The organism is Cellulomonas carbonis, assembly GCF_014636275.1.
GTDB classification, from domain to species: Bacteria; Actinomycetota; Actinomycetes; order Actinomycetales; family Cellulomonadaceae; genus Actinotalea; species Actinotalea carbonis.
Map to the genome: position 1 here is coordinate 1003184 of NZ_BMEB01000002.1, position 18169 is coordinate 1021352.

Annotated in this window: 16 protein-coding genes; 10 read left to right on the top strand and 6 right to left on the bottom strand. The window is 74.1% G+C overall.

The features are described from left to right. The first annotated feature begins 15 nt into the window (after positions 1 to 15). The 10 genes from IEV86_RS09810 to IEV86_RS09855 all read left to right on the top strand — a co-directional run bounded on the left by IEV86_RS09810 (position 16) and on the right by IEV86_RS09855 (position 12020). On the top strand, positions 16 to 1233 hold the full coding sequence (locus IEV86_RS09810; RefSeq protein WP_043602247.1) for an ADP-dependent glucokinase/phosphofructokinase: 1218 nt from the start codon (positions 16 to 18) through the stop codon (positions 1231 to 1233). Then, on the top strand, positions 1230 to 2234 hold the full coding sequence (locus tag IEV86_RS09815) for a DUF4432 family protein (RefSeq protein WP_043602248.1): 1005 nt from the start codon (positions 1230 to 1232) through the stop codon (positions 2232 to 2234). Before IEV86_RS09810 ends, IEV86_RS09815 begins: the two co-directional genes overlap by 4 nt. Then, on the top strand, positions 2231 to 3223 hold the full coding sequence (locus IEV86_RS09820) for a class I mannose-6-phosphate isomerase (protein ID WP_043602249.1): 993 nt from the start codon (positions 2231 to 2233) through the stop codon (positions 3221 to 3223). Before IEV86_RS09815 ends, IEV86_RS09820 begins: the two co-directional genes overlap by 4 nt. Before the next feature lie 294 nt (positions 3224 to 3517). Further along, complete coding sequence (locus IEV86_RS09825; RefSeq protein ID WP_152605524.1) at positions 3518 to 4333, top strand: hypothetical protein; 816 nt, start codon at positions 3518 to 3520, stop codon at positions 4331 to 4333. Positions 4334 to 4615: 282 nt separating this feature from the next. Further along, the gene (locus IEV86_RS09830) at positions 4616 to 5611 is read left to right on the top strand and encodes an ABC transporter substrate-binding protein (RefSeq protein WP_043602251.1); all 996 of its coding nucleotides are present in this window, start codon (positions 4616 to 4618) and stop codon (positions 5609 to 5611) included. A gap of 173 nt (positions 5612 to 5784) precedes the next feature. Further along, entirely contained in the window at positions 5785 to 7284 is a 1500-nt protein-coding gene (locus tag IEV86_RS09835; RefSeq protein ID WP_043602252.1) for a sugar ABC transporter ATP-binding protein, read from the top strand. After that, positions 7281 to 8357 (top strand): ABC transporter permease, encoded by a 1077-nt coding sequence (locus tag IEV86_RS09840; protein ID WP_052425786.1) that lies wholly within the window; start codon positions 7281 to 7283, stop codon positions 8355 to 8357. Before IEV86_RS09835 ends, IEV86_RS09840 begins: the two co-directional genes overlap by 4 nt. Beyond that, on the top strand, positions 8354 to 9382 hold the full coding sequence (locus tag IEV86_RS09845) for an ABC transporter permease subunit (RefSeq protein WP_043602254.1): 1029 nt from the start codon (positions 8354 to 8356) through the stop codon (positions 9380 to 9382). Before IEV86_RS09840 ends, IEV86_RS09845 begins: the two co-directional genes overlap by 4 nt. A gap of 56 nt (positions 9383 to 9438) precedes the next feature. Continuing rightward, a complete protein-coding gene (locus IEV86_RS09850; protein WP_043602255.1) occupies positions 9439 to 10959 on the top strand; it encodes a sugar ABC transporter ATP-binding protein in 1521 nt (506 codons plus the stop codon). Between the two features lie 2 nt (positions 10960 to 10961). Beyond that, entirely contained in the window at positions 10962 to 12020 is a 1059-nt protein-coding gene (locus tag IEV86_RS09855; RefSeq protein WP_052425787.1) for a LacI family DNA-binding transcriptional regulator, read from the top strand. Between the two features lie 62 nt (positions 12021 to 12082). On the opposite strand, the gene IEV86_RS09860 is transcribed toward IEV86_RS09855, so the two are convergent. The 6 genes from IEV86_RS09860 to IEV86_RS09885 form a co-directional block, all read right to left on the bottom strand. After that, positions 12083 to 13687: a hypothetical protein gene (locus tag IEV86_RS09860; protein WP_052425788.1), complete on the bottom strand. Its 1605-nt coding sequence runs from the start codon at positions 13685 to 13687 to the stop codon at positions 12083 to 12085. Then, positions 13684 to 14367: a SigE family RNA polymerase sigma factor gene (locus IEV86_RS09865; RefSeq protein WP_081978422.1), complete on the bottom strand. Its 684-nt coding sequence runs from the start codon at positions 14365 to 14367 to the stop codon at positions 13684 to 13686. The genes IEV86_RS09860 and IEV86_RS09865 overlap by 4 nt, the downstream gene beginning before the upstream one ends. Before the next feature lie 71 nt (positions 14368 to 14438). After that, positions 14439 to 14870 carry an NAD(+)--rifampin ADP-ribosyltransferase gene (gene arr, locus IEV86_RS09870; RefSeq protein ID WP_043602314.1) on the bottom strand — a complete coding sequence of 144 codons (432 nt, stop codon included), beginning with the start codon at positions 14868 to 14870 and terminating at the stop codon, positions 14439 to 14441. A 125-nt stretch (positions 14871 to 14995) separates the two neighbouring features. Continuing rightward, positions 14996 to 16528, bottom strand: coding sequence for an alpha/beta hydrolase domain-containing protein (locus IEV86_RS09875; RefSeq protein ID WP_152605525.1), 1533 nt, complete (start codon positions 16526 to 16528; stop codon positions 14996 to 14998). Between the two features lie 203 nt (positions 16529 to 16731). Next, complete coding sequence (locus IEV86_RS09880) at positions 16732 to 17505, bottom strand: EI24 domain-containing protein (protein ID WP_043602262.1); 774 nt, start codon at positions 17503 to 17505, stop codon at positions 16732 to 16734. An 84-nt stretch (positions 17506 to 17589) separates the two neighbouring features. Beyond that, positions 17590 to 18102, bottom strand: a complete 513-nt coding sequence (locus tag IEV86_RS09885) for an SAM-dependent methyltransferase (protein WP_052425789.1) — start codon at positions 18100 to 18102, stop codon at positions 17590 to 17592. Between the last annotated feature and the right edge of the window lie 67 nt (positions 18103 to 18169).

Genomic DNA, 18169 nt, shown 5'->3' on the forward strand with positions numbered 1-18169 from the left:
AGGAGCAGGCCGCACATGAGCACGCAGTTCGTGCTGGGGATGGGTGGGACCGTCGACTACGAGATCCGGTGGGACCCTCAGGTGCTCGAGGCGCTCGCCGCCGAGCACGGCGTGGGGCCCGACGACCTCGACCTCGACGCCCCGGTCGACTCGGTCCGCGACCTGGTGCGCAGCCTGCTGGCGTTCGTCCGCGACGGTGTCGGAGGAGAGCGGTTCGTCGCCTCCTCCGACATCGTCGAGGCGGTCGCCGCCCGGTTCGACAAGGCCGTGACGCTCGGCGGGACGTGCGTGCGGGCCGCGATCGCGATGGACGTCCTCGGCGTACCGAGCACGGTGCACCTGGTCTCGATCGACGACACCGTGCGGCGGCTGCTCCCAGCGACCGTCGACCACGTCTCGAGCGCGACCGAGGACACGCTCGACCCCCACCTGATCGTGCAGTACCCCGCGGGCGCGCGGGTCCGCCTCGGCACGGGACCCGGCGCGGTCGACGTCGTCGCACCGCGCCCGAACCGCATCATCTACGCCAACGACCCGCCCCACCGCGAGCTCCGCATCGCCGAGGACCTGCCCGACGCGCTGCGCACCGCCGACGTGTTCCTGCTCTCGTCGTTCAACGTCATCCAGGACCCGGTGACGCTCGAGGACCGGCTGGCGCGCTGCGTCGACGCGCTGGGCGCGATGCCCGACGGCGCGCTCGTCATGTTCGAGGACGCGGGCTTCCACGTCCCGGCCTTCAGCACGCGCGTGCGCGACGTCATGGCCGGCGTCGTCGACGTCTACAGCCTCAACGAGGACGAGATGCAGTCCTACCTCGGCCGCCGCGTCGACCTGGTCGACCCGTCCGACGTCGCGGCCGCCGTCGGCGACCTGCGCGCGCTGGTGCCCGCGCCGACGCTCGTCGTCCACACGCAGCACTGGGCGCTCGCGGTCGGTGAGCGCGCCCGGTCCCTCGGGCCGGCGCTCCGTGGCGGCATCGTCATGGCGAGCACGCGCTACCGCCTGGGCGACGGCTTCACGGCCGACGACTACGCGGCCACGGCCGCGACGGCCCCCGGCGAGGACGCCGCGAAGGTCGCCGCCGAGGTCGAGCGCCTGCTCGGTCCGGACGCGACGGTCGTCCCCGCGCTCGACCTCACGGCGGTCCGCGCGCCGACGACCATCGGCCTCGGCGACACGTTCATCGGCGGCTTCCTCGCCGCGCTCGCCACCGGCCGCGGCGAGGAGGCATGACCGCCACGCCCGACGCCCGCGGGGCGGGCACGCCGTCGTGGGCGGACCTGCTGCGGGACGGCCGCGTCACGCTGCCCGAGGCGCTCGCGTCCGTCGAGGAGCTCACCCGCGCCGACGGGCGTCGGACCGTCGCGGTCCGGCTCGCGGGCGGTCTGGCGTTCGAGGTGCTGCCCGACCGGGGCCTCGACCTCGGCGCGACGTGGTGGGGCTCGACCCCCGTCGCGTGGCGGTCGATGCACCCGGTCGACCCCGGGCCCGGCCACGGCTGGGAGTCGCGCTTCCTCGGCGGGCTGCTCGCGACGTGCGGCCCCGACAACATCGGCCCGCCGCGCGGGTCGTCCGGCCAGCACGGCACGCACCACCTCACGCCCGCGACCGACGTGCACTGGTCGCGCCGCACCACCGGCGACGGTGTCGAGGTGTCCGTGCGCGGTGCCGTCGCGCACACGACCTTCGACGGGCCGCGCGTGCTCGTCGAGCGCGAGGTCGTCGCGTCGACGGGCTCCGCCGCGGTCGAGGTCCGCGACGTCGTCCGCAACGTCGGCGACCACGCCGTCGGCGTCCCGCTGCTCTACCACGTGAACCTCGGCGCACCGCTGCTGCGGCCGGGTGCGCGCCTCGAGGTCGCGGCCGACGACGTCGTCGTGCGCGACCCCCTGCCGCGCGGGCGCGACCCGCTCGTCACCCCGGACCCCGCACGCGGGCTCGAGCCCGTCGTCGCCGAGCACGTCGGCGTGCGCGGCGCACGCGCGACGCTCCTCGGCGACGACGAGCACCCGGACGTCGTCGTCGCCTGGACCGGGGCGACGCTCCCGCGCCTGTGCACGTGGAGCTGGCCGGCGCGCGGCGCGTACGTGCTGGGCGTCGAGCCGACCAACGCGCCGCTGTTCGGCCCCGAGCGGGACCTCCCGCACGCGGGTGCGCCCGTGCTCGAGCCGGGGGAGACCTGGCGCACGGGCGTGCGGATCGCCGTCGAACCCCACCGAGGAGGAGCCGCATGAGGCCTGTCGCGCTGCCCGCCAACCAGCCCGCCGACCGGTTCTACGCGGGCGGTCGGCAGATCGCCGCGCTGCGCGGCACGGCGACCTGGGCGACGCACGAGCCCGAGGACTGGGTCGCGTCGACCACCGCGGTCTTCGGGCAGGACCCGGTCGGCCTCACGGTGCTGCCCGACGGCGGGACCCTGCGCGACGCGATCGAGGCCGACCCCGTCGCGTGGCTCGGCGCCGACCACGTCGCGGCGTTCGGCTCCGACCCGGCGCTGCTGGTCAAGCTGCTCGACGCGGGTCAGCGGCTGCCCGTGCACGCGCACCCCGACGTGCCCTTCGCCGCCGCGCACCTCGGACTCGCACACGGCAAGACCGAGGCCTGGGTCGTCCTCGAGCCCGCGCGCGTCCACCTCGGCTTCACGCGCGACGTCGGCGCCGACGAGCTCGCCGGGTGGGTCGCCGACCAGGCGACCGACGCGATGCTCGGCGCGATGCACACGCTCGACCTCGCGGCGGGCGACGCCGTGCTCGTGCCCGCGGGCCTGCCGCACGCGATCGGCGAGGGCGCGCTCGTCGTCGAGCTCCAGGAGCCGACCGACCTGTCGATCCTCCTCGAGTGGGACGGCTTCGCGATCGACGGCGCCGCTGCCGGGCACCTGGGCCTCGGGTTCGACGTCGCGCTCGCCGCGGTCGACCGGCGTGGCTGGTCCCCCGAGGACGTCGCCCGGCTGCGCGGCGCGACGGCGTCCGACGACGGCGACCTGCTGCCCGGCGCCGCGCCGTTCTTCCGCGTCGAGCGGTGGGCCGGCTCGCGCGCGCTCGACGCCGGGTTCGCGGTGGTCGTGGTCGTCGACGGGTCGGGGACGCTCGCGGCGGGCGGGGCCGAGCTGCCCGTGCGCCGGGGCGCGACCGTCGTCGTGCCCGCGTCGGCCGGCCCGGTCGCGCTCGACGGCGCCGAACTGCGCGTCGTCGTCTGCCGTCCGCCGGCCCCGGCGACCTGACCGACGTTTCCACCGGCTCCGCACAAGGGCCTGCCCGGAGCCGGAGCCGGGGGCCCGGAGCCGGTCGAACGAGCCGCCGCCCGTCGGGTTCGCCGTGCGGCCGGCGCTTCCGTGAAGCCGATGGGTCGGTACGCGACCCGTTCGCTTCACACAGCGACGGGGCGGGGTGGGCCCGGAGGGGTCCGCGCGCGCCCGGGACCTCGGCGTCGTCGGGCGCGGGCCGGAGGTCCCTTGCTGTCGTCGACCCCCGGGCTGACGCTGGGTGGACCGGGGCAGACGTCCGGGGGGTGAGCGATGAGCGCGACATCCGTCCCAGGCAGGGGAGTCCCGCCGTCCGCGCCCGCATCCGTCCCGGCCGCCGCGTCGGGCCGGCCCGACTCCGTCGTCGTCTCGATGATCTCGATCGCCGTGATCGCCGGCACCGCGGTCGCGCTGCGCGCGCTGGACGTGCCGAGCGAGGTGACCGCACCGGTGTCGACGGCCTCGGGCGCGCTCGTCCCGATGGTCGCGATCCGCCGCGGTGAGCGGCGCAAGAGCAAGGTCGAGCACGTGCAGGAGATGCTCTCGGGGACGTTCGCGCGGCCGCCCGTCTACGCGGCGATCATCGCTGCGGGGCTCCTCGCGCTCACCGAGTGGGTCACGTACGTCGTCGCGTTCGTGGGCGCGGCCGCCGTCTCGTGGGCGGGCGAGGAGGCCGGCGTGCTCACGACGGCGGAGTCCGAGGTCCTGCTCGGCTCGGCGGGGACGAGCGGGGCGGCCACCGTGCTGGGTCTGCTGCTGACGATGGTCGCCGCGGTCCCGATCGGCGCGTACGTCGCGCACCGCGTGCTGCGGCGCGACGTCGTCGTCGCGCTCGCCGCCGTCGCGCTCTCGCAGCTCATCACCTTCGTGCTGCTCGGGGCGCTCAGCGGGTTCGCGGGCTTCCAGCCGTGGCCGTGGGTGGTCTGGGTCGTCCTCGTCTCCGGTGCGATCGCCCTCGGTGTGGCGCGCGGCCGGAGCACGCGCTCGCTGTTCCTCGTGGACCGCGTGTTCCGGCGGCTCGGGGAGGCGGACCGTCGGGCCGTCCTGTCGCTCATCGACGAGGAGCAGGTCGCGCGGCGCCTCGCCTGACGCGCGGCCGGGCCGCTCGGAGGGGACCCGCGACGGGGTCGCGCCTGGGCGGACATCCCACCAGCGTCCGCTCGATGTGACCCGTACGCATGTGTCACATCACGCGCTCCCGGCACCGGAAAGCCCCTGATCACGCACGGACGTTACCGAACCGTGACATCCAGCGTCTCGACGTGTGAGGAATTGTGAGCGCTATCATTCATCACACGGCCCGACGGAGGGCCTCGGCGGGGGCACCCGTGGCCGGCGATGACGCCGGACCAGAACAAGGAGGTTTTGGAGATGCGGAACAAGGTTCTGTCCGGACTGGCGCTGCTCGGTGCCGTGACGCTCGGGCTCTCGGCATGCGGCTCTGACGGTGGCGACGACGTCGCGGCCGGCTCGGGCGGCGGTGGCGGAGGCGACGACGTCATCACGGTCGGCTTCGCGCAGACCGGCTCCGAGAGCGGGTGGCGCAGCGCCAACACCGAGTCCATGAAGGAGGCGTTCTCCGAGGAGAACGGCTTCGAGCTCGTCTTCAACGCGGCCGACAACGACCCGGCCGCCCAGATCGCCGCGGTGCGGTCGTTCATCAACCAGGGCGTCGACGCGATCGTCATCGCGCCGATCGTCGAGGACGGCTGGGACGACGTCCTGCAGGAGGCGCAGGACGCCGACATCCCGGTGATCCTCGAGGACCGCACGGTCACGGCGTCTGAGGACCTCTACGCCACGTGGGTCGGCCTCGACTTCAAGCTCGAGGGCCAGAAGGCCGGCGAGTGGGCCGCGGAGAACTTCACCGAGCCCACCACGATGGTCGTGCTCGAGGGCACCACGGGCTCCGCCCCGGCCAACGACCGTGCCGAGGGCTTCGACGCCGCCATCGAGGGCACGCCGATCGAGAAGATCGACTCGCAGACGGGCGACTTCACGCGCGACGGCGGCAAGTCGGTCATGGAGGGCTTCCTCCAGAAGTACGGCGTCGACGGGATCGACCTGGTCTACGCGCACAACGACGACATGGGCCTCGGCGCGATCGAGGCCATCGAGGCCGCGGGTGCCGTGCCGGGCGAGGACATCAAGATCATCACGATCGACGCGGTCCGCGACGGCATGCAGGCGCTCGTGGACGGCAAGATCAACTACATCGTCGAGTGCAACCCGCTGCTCGGCGAGAAGGCCGCCGAGCTCGTGAAGGCCGTGCTCGACGGCGAGGAGGTCGACAAGCGCACGATCGTCGAGGACCAGGCCTTCGACCAGGCCGCCGCCGAGGAGGCGCTGCCCGACCGCAAGTACTGACCGGTCGGACCGTCACACCGAGCAGCGGGGTGGCGACGTCGGCCCCAGGTCCGACGTCGCCGCCCCGCGACCGACGAGGAAAGCAGCCCCACATGTCAGCGGACACCTCTGCGGACCCCGCAGCGGCCACATCGACGCAGACCGCAGCGGACAGCTCCCCGTACGTCGTCGAGATGCGCGGCATCACCATCCGGTTCCCGGGGGTGCTCGCGCTCGACCACGTCGACCTGCTGCTCCGCCCGGGCGAGGTCCACTCGCTCATGGGTGAGAACGGCGCCGGCAAGTCCACCCTCATCAAGGCCCTCACGGGCGTCTACCGCGTCGACGGGGGGACCATCACCGTCGGCGGCGAGGAGCGCACCTTCACGTCCACCGCGGACGCGCAGGCCGCCGGCATCTCGACCGTGTACCAGGAGGTCAACCTCTGCACGAACCTCACGGTCGGCGAGAACGTCATGCTCGGCCACGAGCGGCGACGCGGACGCACGATCGACTGGCGCGCGACGCACGCCGAGGCCGCGCGTCACCTCCGGGGCCTCGGCCTGACCATCGACCCGCGCTCGCTCCTGTCGTCGCACTCGATCGCGATCCAGCAGCTCGTCGCGATCAGCCGCGCGATGGTGCTGGACGCGAAGGTGCTCGTCCTGGACGAGCCCACCTCGAGCCTCGACCGCGACGAGGTCGAGCAGCTGTTCGGCGTCATCCGCGACCTGCGCGCCAAGGGCGTCGCGATCCTCTTCGTCTCGCACTTCCTGGACCAGGTCTACGAGATCTCGGACCGGATCACGGTGCTGCGCAACGGCTCGCTCGTCGGTGAGCACCTCGCTGCCTCGCTGCCGCGCGACGTGCTCGTCACCGAGATGATCGGGCGCGCGCTCGACGACCTCGAGGCGCTGTCGGGCACGGCGCGCCGGGAGGTCGACCGGTCGGGCGAGCCCGTGCTGCGCGCCGAGGGGATCGGCAGGCGCGGGGTCCTCGAGCCCGCGGACCTGGAGGTCTACCCCGGCGAGGTCGTCGGCCTCGCGGGCCTGCTGGGCTCGGGCCGCACCGAGCTGGTCCGCCTCCTGTACGGGGCCGACCGCGCCGACACCGGCCACGTCTCCGTGCACGGCCGGCCCGCGCGCATGACGACGCCGCGGCACGCGATCGACCACCGCATCGCGTTCTCGTCCGAGGACCGCCGCGGCGAGGGGATCATCGCCGACCTGACGGTCGCGGAGAACATCGTCCTGGGCGTCCAGGCGCGCCGCGGGTGGGCGCGCAAGATGCGCCGCTCGGAACGCGACGCGATCGTCGCCGAGTACATCGAGGCCCTCGGCGTGCGGCCGGCCAACCCGGACGCCGTCGTCGGCAACCTGTCCGGCGGCAACCAGCAGAAGGTGCTGCTCGCGCGCTGGCTCGCGACCGCACCGGAGCTGCTCGTCCTGGACGAGCCCACGCGCGGGATCGACGTCGGCGCGAAGGCCGACATCCAGCGCAAGGTCTCCGAGCTGTCGGCCAAGGGACTCGCCGTGGTCTTCATCTCGTCCGAGCTGGAGGAGGTGCTTCGATTGGCGCAACGGATCGCCGTGCTGCGGGACCGCCGCAAGATCGGGGAGCTCGACTCGGCCGAGGTCGACCTGGACGGCCTCATCGACTACCTGGCCAACGAGGGCAAGGGGAGTGCGGCGTGACCACCTTCTGGAAGCACCGGCTGTTCTGGCCGGCCGCGGCGCTCGTCGCGCTCGTCACCGTCAACTCGATCGCGCGTCCGCGGTTCCTGTCGATCACGATGCGTGACGGCGAGCTCTACGGCGCGCTCATCGACATCCTGCGCAACAGCGCACCGCTCATGCTCGTGGCGCTCGGCATGACGATCGTCATCGCGACGCGGGGGATCGACCTCTCGGTCGGCGCGATCATGGCGGTCTCGGGCGCGGTCGCGCTCACGGTCATCGACGGGTCGGACGACCCGGGCAACCTCGGGACGGTCCTCGTCGCGGTCGCGACGGCGATCGCGGTCGCGCTCGTGCTGGGCGTGTGGAACGGGTTCCTCGTCGCCGTGCTGGGCATCCAGCCGATCATCGCGACACTCGTGCTCATGCTCGCCGGACGCGGCGTCGCGCTGCTCATCACCGGCGGGTTCATCACCACGGTCAACTCCGACCCGTTCTCCTACATCGCGAGCGGGTACCTCACGCTCGTGCCGTTCGCGCTCGTCATCTCGGTCGTCGCCGTCGCGGTCATCGCGCTCGTCGAGCGGCGCACCGCGCTGGGCGTCCTGACCGAGGCGGTCGGCATCAACCCCGAGGCCAGCCGCCTCGCGGGCGTCCGGTCACGCGGCATCGTGTGGGGCGCGTACGTGCTCAGCGGTGCGCTCGCCGGCGTCGCGGGCATCGTCTACGCCTCGAACATCAAGGCCGCCGACGCGAACGCCGCGGGCCTGTTCATCGAGCTCTACGCGATCCTCGCGGTCGTGCTCGGAGGGACGTCGCTCGCGGGCGGCAAGTTCTCGGTCGCCGGCACGGTCATCGGGGTGCTCGTCATCCAGACCCTCGAGTCGACGATCCTCTTCCTCGGCGTCCCGTCCGCGCAGAGCCCCGTGTTCTTCGCGCTCGTCGTCGTCGTCGTGGTCATGGTCCAGTCGAAGCGGGTCCGGGGCGCGTTCGGCATGGTGCGGCGACCCGGACGGGACGGACCGACCGGACCGCCGGGACCGAGCAAGCACGAGGCCGTGACCGGCCGACGGACGGAGGTGGCGGCATGACCGCGACGGTGACGGAGGGCCGGACGGAGCGCCTCGAGCGCGTCTCGGCCGCGACCCGGACGTTCATGAGCAGGCACGCCGCGATGACGCCGACGTTCGCGGCGCTCGTGATCCTCGCGCTGCTGCTCGTCGGTGCCGAGGCCTCGCTGCGCGGCGACTTCGTGACGCCGCGGACGATCTCCTCGCTCCTGCTCGACAACGCGTACCTGCTGATCCTCGCGGTCGGCATGACGTTCGTGATCCTGACGGGTGGCATCGACCTCTCGGTCGGCTCGGTCATGGCGTTCACGGGCATCCTCGGTGCCCAGCTGCTCGGGTCCGGCGTGCCCGCGTGGCTCGCGGTGACGGTCATGCTCGCCGGCGGGTCCGCGATCGGGCTGCTCATCGGGGTCCTCGTCCAGTACTTCGACGTGCAGCCGTTCATCGCCTCGCTCGCGGGGCTGTTCCTGGCCCGCGGTCTCGCGTTCGTCGTGAGCCTGTCGTCGATCCGCGTCGAGGACACCGGCGTGCTGTGGCTCCAGCAGAACCGGATCCGGCTCGGCGACTGGTACATCACGCCGACCGGCATCCTCGCGCTCGTCGTCGTCGCGCTCGCCGCGTTCACGCTGCACCTCACGCGGTTCGGCCGGACGGTCTACGCGATCGGCGGCAACGAGCAGTCCGCGCGGCTCATGGGTCTGGACGTCGCCCGCACCAAGGTCGCCGTGTACGTCATCAGCGGGTTCTGCGGCGGGCTCGCGGGCCTCGTGCTCACGGCCTACTCGGGCGCCGGCTACCCGCGCAACGGGATCGGCACCGAGCTCGACGCGATCGCGGCCGTCGTCATCGGCGGGACCCTGCTCACAGGGGGCCGCGGCTACGTGCTCGGGACGCTCGTGGGCGTCGCCGTCTTCGGGACGATCAAGACGATCATCTCGTTCATGGGCGCCGAGCAGTCGTGGATGCAGATCATCGTGGGGGCGCTCCTGCTCCTCTTCATCGTCATCCAGCGGGCCATCGTCGCCCGGGCGGAGCGACGCCGATAGCCGCCGCGCAGGGGGCGGTGGACGCCGCGCCCCGTCCGTCTCGCGATAATGGCGAGATGGACGGGGCGCTGCCGCTGCTCGAGCTGACCGGGGCGACGGTCCGCTTCGGTGCAGACGCGGCCCTCGACGACGTCTCGTTCCGCATGTTCCCCGGCGAGGTGCACTCGCTGATGGGCGAGAACGGTGCGGGCAAGTCGACGCTGATCAAGGCGATCACGGGCGTGCTGCCGCTCGACGCGGGCACGCTCACGCTCGACGGCACCCCGGTCCGGTTCGCGGGTCCGCACGACGCGCAGCGCGCGGGCATCAGCACCGTGTACCAGGAGGTCGAGCTCCTGCCGAACCTCTCCGTCGCCGAGAACGTCCTCCTCGGCCGGGAGCCCCGGCGCCACGGCGTGCTCAGCCAGCGGCTCATGCGCGAGCGGGCGCGCGAGATCCTCCTCGACCTGGGGCTCGACCTCGACCCCGGCTCGGCGCTCGGCTCGCACCCCGTCGCCGTCCAGCAGCTCGTCGCGATCGCGCGCGCCATCTCGACCGACGTGCGCGTCCTCGTGCTCGACGAGCCCACGTCGAGCCTCGACCTCGACGAGGTCGCCGAGCTGTTCCGGGTCATCCGTGAGCTGTCGTCGCGCGGCGTCGCGATCCTCTTCGTGTCGCACTTCCTGGACCAGGTCTACGAGATCTGCGACCGCGTGACCGTGCTGCGCGACGGCCACCTCGTCGGCGAGTACCTCACGCGCCAGCTCCTGCGCATCGACCTCGTCCAGAAGATGCTCGGGCGCGACGTCTCCGACTTCAAGGCACGACGACGCGTCCCGGTCGACGACGAGCCCGGGACCGAGGCGTTCCTCAGCGCACGCGGCATCGCGTCGGCGCCCGACCTCACGCCGGTCGACGTCGACCTGGCCGAGGGCGAGGTCGTCGGCGTCGCGGGCCTGCTCGGGTCCGGGCGCACCGCGCTCGCGCGGGCCCTGACCGGCGTCTCGCGCCTCGAGGCGGGGATCGTCCGGATCGAGGGGACGCCCGTCGACCTGGACTCGCCCCGCACGGCGATCCAGCTGGGCGTCGTCTACTCGTCGGAGAACCGCCTGGCCGAGGGCATCCTCGGCGAGCTGTCCGTGCTGGAGAACATCACGCTCTCGGTCCAGGCCCAGCGCGGCGTCCTGCGGCGCATGCGGCCCGCACGCCAGCGCGAGCTCGCGCAGAGCTGGGTCGAGGCGCTCGGCATCCGACCCGCCGACCTGGACCGACCCGCGGGCACCCTCTCGGGCGGCAACCAGCAGAAGGTGCTGCTGGCCCGGCTCCTCGCGCTCGCCCCGCGCGTGCTCGTGCTCGACGAGCCCACGCGCGGCATCGACGTCGGCGCGAAGGTCGAGATCCAGAACCTCGTCGGCGAGCTCGCGGACAACGGGCTCTCGGTCGTGTTCATCTCGGCCGAGCTCGAGGAGGTCCTCCGGGTCGGCGACCGCGTCGCGATCCTGCGCGAGGGCCGGCTCGTCGACACGCTGCCCTCGGCGGAGCTCACCGTCGACTCGCTCCTTGCGCTCGTCGCGAGCCCCGACGAGCAGGAGGACTGACGGTGGCCGACGACAAGGCTCCCCGCGCCGCCAACATCTTCGACGTCGCGCGGCTCGCGGGTGTCTCGCACCAGACCGTCTCGCGCGTGCTCAACGACCTGCCGAACGTGCGGCCCGCGACGCGTGAGCGCGTCGAGCACGCCATCGCGCAGCTGCGGTACAGCCCGTCGCCGGCCGCCCGCTCGCTCGTGTCGCGCCGCACGCGCACCCTCGGCCTCATCGCGCCCGCCGTGTCGGACCACGGGCCCACCCGGATCGGCATGAGCTTCTCGATCGCCGCGCACGCCGCGCGGTACAGCGTCGACACGGTGGCCGTCGTCGACGACGACCCGGGCGGGGTCCGGGCCGCGATCGAGGGGCTCCTGCGACGGCGCGTCGACGGCATCGCGATGATCGTCATGGACATCGGCGTGCTCGAGATGGTGCGCGAGCTCGACCTGTCGGTGCCCGTCGTCGCCGCGGCGTCGTCGTCGCGCCGCAGCCCGCTGCTCGTCCAGATCGACCAGTACCGCGGGGCGCGCGCCGCGGTGCGGCACCTCGCCGAGCTCGGCCACACGCGGATCGCGCACATCGCCGGCCCCGCGCGGGCGGCCGACGCGGTCGAGCGCGTGCGCGGCTGGCGCGACGAGCTCGCGGAGCGCGGGCTCCCGGTCGTGGACCTCGCGTACGGCGACTGGACGGCCGAGGCCGGCTACCGGCTGGGCCGCGAGATGGACCTCGAGCCCGGCATGGCGGTGTTCGCGTCGAACGACCTCACCGCGCTCGGGCTCCTGTCGGCGCTGCGCGAGCGGTCGCTCGGCGTCCCGGAGGACATCAGCGTCGTGGGGTTCGACGACATCCCCGAGGCCGCGTTCCTCTACCCGCCGCTGACGACGGTGCGGCAGGACTTCAGCGCGCTCGGCGCCCTCATGGTGCAGAAGCTCCTCGTCACGCTCGAGGAGGACCAGGAGGAGACGACCGACACGCCCCTGCCGACCCGCCTCGTCGTGCGCGAGTCGACGCGCAGCGCGGTGCGAGACGCGCTCGAGCCGTCGGCGTCGGAGCGCGTCCAGCCGCTCTGAGCGGGTGCGGGTACCCGTGCCCGTGCCCGTGCCCGTGCCCGTGGCCCTGCCCGTCGCTCGGGTCAGGGCACGGGCGGGTACGCGGGGTAGCGCGCCGCGAGGGCCGCGACGTCGGCCGGGCACGGCTGCATCGCGGCCGCGAGCGCGGCGACGACCTGGTCGACCTCGTCCGCCGCGACGTCCGTCGACGACGTGTGGAGCACGAAGCCGCCGCACGTGACGCGCCGCGCGTCGCCACCGCCGACGTCGTCGGGCCAGCGCCCCACCTCGACGGTCGCGTCACCCACCCGGGTGCTCCCGACCACGGCGGGCTGGGGCACGACCGCGGGCGGCGCCTCGGCGGGGAACAGCGTGAGCCACAGCGACCCGTCGCCCAGCGGCACGGAGTCCGTGAGCAGGACCCCGTAGTCGTGGTCGCCGCCGCCCCGCTCGACGTCCACCGTGGCGGTGACGTCCCGCCACCACGCCTCCAGGAGGCAGCGACCGGGCTGCTCGGCGCACACCGGGTGATCGGGTGCGAAGGCGTCCTCGCCGACGACGTCGCCCGCGTCCGGACTGCCGTCGGCCGGGTCGGGGGCGCCGTCGTCCTGGGCGTCGTCGTCCTGCGCGCCGTCGTCGGCAGCGTCGTCGTCGGGCTGCTCGAGCGGGGGAGCCGTCGCGGTCACCGTGAACACGCCCCACAGCGGGGAGCCGCCCGGCCTCGCACGGACCACCCGGTACGAGCCCTCGTCGAGCGCGGGGAGCGCGACGGGCGACCCCCACTCGACGCCGAGGTCGGACTCGCGCTCGCGGACGGGCACGTCGACCACGTCGACCCAGGCGCCGTCGGTCCACCGCTGGACGACCGCGGACGGGTCGAGCGCGGAGTCGACCGCCTCGATGTCCTCCGCCGTCAGCGTGCCGTCCGGTCCCGCGGGGACCTGGGTCGCGACGCGGACGAGCCCGCCCTCGACCGGGACGATCACGGGGTCGACGGTGAGCCGCTCCTCGTCCGACGGCGGCTGCGGCGGCGCGGCGCCCGCACCGGTGCGGACCTCGAACACCCCCGTCGCGACGTCGCCGCGGTACGGGCGCTGCACGAGCCGGTACCAGCCGTCGTCGAGGCCCTCGGTGCTCAGGACCGTCGCGAGCCCGGGCTCGCCGGGCGTCGCGCCCAGCCCGATGTCGGGCTGGGCGTCGATCCGGCCGACGACCTCGCCGACGCACTGCCACTCGACGAGGCACAGCATCGTGACGCCCGCGCGCCGCCAGCGGCTCCCGTCCCAGCGCTCGACCTCGGCGTCCACGCCGAAGGTCAGGTCGTTCGCCTCGCTCGCCACGAGCACGACCGTGACCACGCCGCCGGGCTCGACCACGGCGGGCGCGACCTGGATCGCGACCGGCCGGCTCGGCTCCGCCGGGGGTGGGCCCGTCACGGCGGGTCCTCCGCCGCCGCCACCCGGCCGGACGACGAGGACGACGGCGAGCACGGCCGCGACCACGCCGAGGCCCGAGAGCGCCCGCACGGCCGCGCGGCGCCGTCGTCCCCGTCGGACGACCGGCTCGGGGTCGACCAGGATGACGGGCGCGACGTCCTCGAAGCGCGCGCGCAGGTCCTCCGTGCCGTCGGTGCCGTCGGTGCCTCGGGTCCCGTGCCTGCCGCGCGACCCGATCCCGTGTCCGGTCATGGTGCGCTCCCGTCGTGCGTGGGTCCGGTCGGGTGGGTGCGTGGCGACGTCGGTGCGGTCGGTCGCGGTGCCGGCGTCGCGCCGGGGTCCTCGGCGAGCAGCTCCCGCAGGCGCGCGAGCCCGCGCGACGCGGTGGACTTCACGGTGCCCAGGGACACGCCGAGCTCGGCCGCCGTCTCGGCCTCGGTCAGCCCGACGAGGTGGCGCAGCGCGACGACGCGTCGCTGCTGCGTCGGCAGCGCCCGCAGCGCCCGCCCGAGCCGGTCGCGCTCGGCGCGTGCGGCCGCGCCGTCGTCGGCGGACGGGTCGGGCATCGCGTCCGGGGAGGTGAGGGTCTCGCGGCGGTCCTTGCGCCACGTGTCGATCCGCGCGTTGGCGAGCACGCGCCGCGTGTAGGCGACCGGGTCGCCGTCGTGCACGCGACCCCACGCGAGGTACGTGCGCAGCAGCGCGTGCTGGAGGAGGTCCTGAGCGCGGACCGGGTCGCCGCACAGGTACCAGGCCACGCGTCCGAGCTCGGGTGCGGCGGCGCGCACGAACGCGCCGAAGTCGGCGTCGGGGTCGCCCCGTCCGTCGCGGACGACGACGGCGTGCTCCGCGGGGCCGTCGGGTCGCGGGGTGGGTGGGACGGCGGCGGGCGTGCCGGCGGCCGGCGTGCCCGTCGCCTCGGTTCCCCTCATCGGCCCCTCACCTGCCCCTCATGACCCTCCAACGGCTCGGCGGCCCGAAAGGTTGAGCGGGTGCGGCGCGCTCAGTCCTCGATGACGTCGAGGCCCTGCTCGCGCAGGCGCGCGAGGCTGTCGAGCATCGCCCGGAGGGCGTCGGGCGGGTGGGGCTCCCAGTCCTCGAGCTCGGTGACGACGCGCAACGCGTCACGCGTCCGGTACGACTGCGTGGGGTTGCCGGGGAACCGCTTGTCGGTGACGTTCGGGTCGTCCTCGAAGGGGCCCAGGGGCTCGACGACGTAGACCCGACCGTTCCCCTCGGCCCCCGCGAGCGCGGTCGCGAGCTGCGCCCCCCACGCGGCGGTGGGGACGAGCCCGGTGAAGTAGATGTGGTTCGAGACGCGGCCGTCCTCGAAGTTCGAGCCGTACCCCGGCACGAGCTCCGTCCCGGGCGCCACGACCGACCTGGTCCCGTGGAAGAACGGGCCCTCGACGTGCGCGCAGCTCTCGTAGGTCACGCGCTCGCGGGCGGGCGTCGGCCCGTCGTCGGCGTCGGTCACGGGCGTCCTCCTCCGGGCAGGGTCGGGATGCGGTACCGGGCCGGGCACCCAGCGGTGGGTGCCCGGCCCGGCCCGGCGTCACGTCACGGGATGTCCGACCTCGCCGCCTCACGGCGGATCTGGCGGGCGTCGTAGGACGTGAGGAACCGCTGCTCCTCGAGCTCGCGGACGCTCTCGTTCACGGCCCGCACGTACGTGCCGTGGTTGCGGTAGAGCGCGTCGAGCGTCGCCTGGTCGAACGGGTCCTCCCAGCCGGCGATGAAGCAGAACGACGCGCCCGTGGCGGTGCCGTACCAGGTGCTCGTCGGCACCTCGAGGTACGGCGTGCGCCACCCGCCGACGACGTTCCCGAACTCGTCCAGCACGGGTGCGCCGTCCTCGACGAGGATCGGCTCGGCGCGCGGCGGTGCGACGCCCTCGCGCACCCACAGGTCGAGGTTCTGCAGTGCGGCGTTGAAGAACACGTCGCTCGGGAAGCGGCTGCGCGGACCCTGGTCGCACGCCATCGGCGGGACGGTGCGCCCGGCCTGGACGATGTCCTCGGGCGCGGCCGAGTAGTAGAGCTCGTCGGGCGTCGCGTGACCCGCGCCGGCCATCTCGTAGTGGCGGTAGAGGTCGCCGGGCTCGTCGCTGTCGGGACGGCGCGACCCGATCCCGGCGAGGTAGTCCGACTGGGACATGATCCGCATCACCGGGACGCCGACGTCCTGGATCTGACGGCGCGGGTCGTCGCTCGGAGGCCTGGGCTCGCACTGGTTCATGGGGTAGGCGCCCGCGAAGGCCCCGCCGGCCACACCGACGACGTACCCGTCGTAGGGCTGCTCACCCGTCTCCTCGACGACGAGCGGCCGCACGGCGTTGATGTAGTTCACGAGGTACCCGCCGGTCTGGGAGTACCCGAAGCCGTAGGCGTACTCGACGGCCGAGGTGCCGTCGCCGTAGGTCAGCGGGTTGCTCGCGTCGTCGCTGCGCAGCCACTGCGAGACCTGGGTGTACATGTCCCACACGAGGCCGTTCTCGGTGCTGCGGTCGCTGTCGGCCGCGACGACGAGGCAGTTGGCCGGGTCGTCGAGCGGCAGCGGGTTGGCCCAGGACAGCGCGCCGTAGCGCTCGGGGTCGAACGTCTGCAGCGCGTCCACCGCGATGGGCTTGGCCGTGATCCCGACCCACGCGTCGCCGCTGTGGACGATCTGCTCGTGCATGAGCGCCCAGCCGATGTTGAGGTCGAAGAGGTTCGACGGGTTGAGCATCTCGACGACGACGTTGCCGCTGAAGTGCTGCTCCTTGGCGGGCCGCCGGACGAGCACGCGCGTGGTGTACGGGGCGTCCGCGGTGACGACCTCGGCCGGGCCGTCCTCGGGCCACGTGTAGACGTTCGCGAGGCCGCTGACGAGGTACTCCTCCTCGACGTAGCCGACCTTGTCGAGGTCCTGGGGGACCAGCTGGTGGTCGGCCGCGCCGAACGGGTACGACGTCTGCGAGACGGGCAGCGGTCCGACGACGTCCGTGAGGCCGGTGGCCTCGGCGAGCTCGTCGGAGATGTCGAGCGCGACCGGGGCCGCCGCGGCGGGGCCGGCGACCGTCATGAGGGGGACGGCGAGCGCGGCGGCGGCCACGAGGGCCACCCCTCTCGCGCGACGTCGACTGCGTGGTCCGAGAACCATGGTTGTGCTCCTCACCGGCCCGCGTGGGAGCGGGCCGTCCCCTGCGGCGCCTCGTTGCGTCGCCGTTCGCACGCTAGGTCCGGACTCCGCGTCCCGCACCCACCCGGCCGCAAGATGCACAGACGTGCGCCCGAGGGTGTCGGTTCAGGCCCGGCTCAGGCGTCGGCCGCCGCGGTCCCGTGCGTGGCGCCGCCCTCGCCGGCCGGCGCCCTGAGCATGCTGTGCGCGAGCAGCGTCGACCCGACGACGGCGGCCGGCATGGTCGCGACCGCGCCGCCCGGGACGAGGAAGCACAGCTGCGTGGCCGCCCCGAAGCCGACGGCGCGCAGCCGGTGCGCGCGCAGCAGGCGGTTGCGCTCGGACCGGTCGATCCCGCGCGCGATGAGGGCCCTCGTCGTGAGCTCGTGCGCGAGGACCCAGCCCGTGAGCAGCACGCCGACCACCCAGCCGAGCACCGTCCCCACGAGCGGCACCAGCCCCACGAGCCCGGCGACGACGGCGACCGCGAGCCCGCGCAGCACCATCACGAGGCCGTCGACGGCGCCGCGCCAGAAGCCCGTGTCGCCCGAGGGCACCTCACCGGTCTCGGCGACCTCGACCGCCCGCCAGATGCGGTCGTAGAACGGCTCGCCGATCGCGAGCGTCAACCCCGTGAAGCTCACGACGACGAGCACGACGGCGGCGGCGAGCAGCAGCGCCTTGACCGCGAGGTCGACGACGCCCTGCCACACGGCCGGCCACGTGTCGGCGAACCCGGTCAGGGTGTCCCCGAGCCGGTCGAGGTTGAGCACGAGCACGACCAGGACCCCGACGACGAGCAGCCCGGCGATCGCCGCGGGGACCAGGCCCCACGCCATCGCCGTCGGGCGCCGTCGCCAGAAGGCCCAGCCGTGCAGGAGGAGGCGGGCACCGTGGGCGAGCTCGTTCACAACGCGGCAGCGTAGGGGCTCGGCCGCGAGGTCACGCGGGGGGCGTTGGGCGGTCCCCGCGCCCGACGGCGCCGGGGACCGCGCTCACCGTCGTCGTCGGCCGGTGACGTGGGCGAGCGCACCCACGCTCTCCAGCCCGGCGTCGAAGCTGCCCGCGTCGAGCGCGTCGCGCGCCGCGGCGCCCGCGCTCGCGGCGTCCCCGCCGGGCGGGGCCTCGAACCACAGGTGCACGGCGCCGTCGTCGGTCAGCAGCTCGTCGAGGCGGGCGACCTCCTCGGTCGCGGGACCCGTCCAGAAGGCGTTCACGTTGATCGCGAGCACGACGTCGTACGGACGTCCGTCACCGTGGAACGTCGCGAGGTCGCGCTCGGCGACGTCGGCGACGCCCGCCGCGGTCCAGCGCGCGAGCCGCCGCTCGGCGTGCGTGACGGCCGTCGCGGAGCGGTCGAGCGCGGTGACGTGCCCCTCGGGCACGAGGCGGCACACGAGCTCGGCCGCGACGCCGGTCCCGCAGCCGACCTCGAGCACGCGCGCGTCGGGCCGCAGGTCGAGCGACTCGACCGCGGCCAGGATCCGCTCCGGTACCGCACGCGCCATCCCCCGACGGTAGCGACCGCGACCGACGAGCGGCGCCCAGGCCGGTGAGGGTCAGGTCGCGTGCGCC

What these genes read in the sequence shown, in the direction of transcription:
- IEV86_RS09845 (WP_043602254.1), top strand. Translation starts at nt 8,354, where the DNA reads ATGACCGCGACGGTGACGGAGGGCCGGACGGAGCGCCTCGAGCGCGTC.
- IEV86_RS09820 (WP_043602249.1), top strand. Translation starts at nt 2,231, where the DNA reads ATGAGGCCTGTCGCGCTGCCCGCCAACCAGCCCGCCGACCGGTTCTAC.
- IEV86_RS09865 (WP_081978422.1), bottom strand. Translation starts at nt 14,367, where the DNA reads ATGAGGGGAACCGAGGCGACGGGCACGCCGGCCGCCGGCACGCCCGCC.
- IEV86_RS09885 (WP_052425789.1), bottom strand. Translation starts at nt 18,102, where the DNA reads ATGGCGCGTGCGGTACCGGAGCGGATCCTGGCCGCGGTCGAGTCGCTC.
- IEV86_RS09860 (WP_052425788.1), bottom strand. Translation starts at nt 13,687, where the DNA reads ATGACCGGACACGGGATCGGGTCGCGCGGCAGGCACGGGACCCGAGGC.
- IEV86_RS09815 (WP_043602248.1), top strand. Translation starts at nt 1,230, where the DNA reads ATGACCGCCACGCCCGACGCCCGCGGGGCGGGCACGCCGTCGTGGGCG.
- IEV86_RS09830 (WP_043602251.1), top strand. Translation starts at nt 4,616, where the DNA reads ATGCGGAACAAGGTTCTGTCCGGACTGGCGCTGCTCGGTGCCGTGACG.
- IEV86_RS09835 (WP_043602252.1), top strand. Translation starts at nt 5,785, where the DNA reads ATGCGCGGCATCACCATCCGGTTCCCGGGGGTGCTCGCGCTCGACCAC.
- IEV86_RS09810 (WP_043602247.1), top strand. Translation starts at nt 16, where the DNA reads ATGAGCACGCAGTTCGTGCTGGGGATGGGTGGGACCGTCGACTACGAG.
- IEV86_RS09850 (WP_043602255.1), top strand. Translation starts at nt 9,439, where the DNA reads ATGGACGGGGCGCTGCCGCTGCTCGAGCTGACCGGGGCGACGGTCCGC.
- IEV86_RS09825 (WP_152605524.1), top strand. Translation starts at nt 3,518, where the DNA reads ATGAGCGCGACATCCGTCCCAGGCAGGGGAGTCCCGCCGTCCGCGCCC.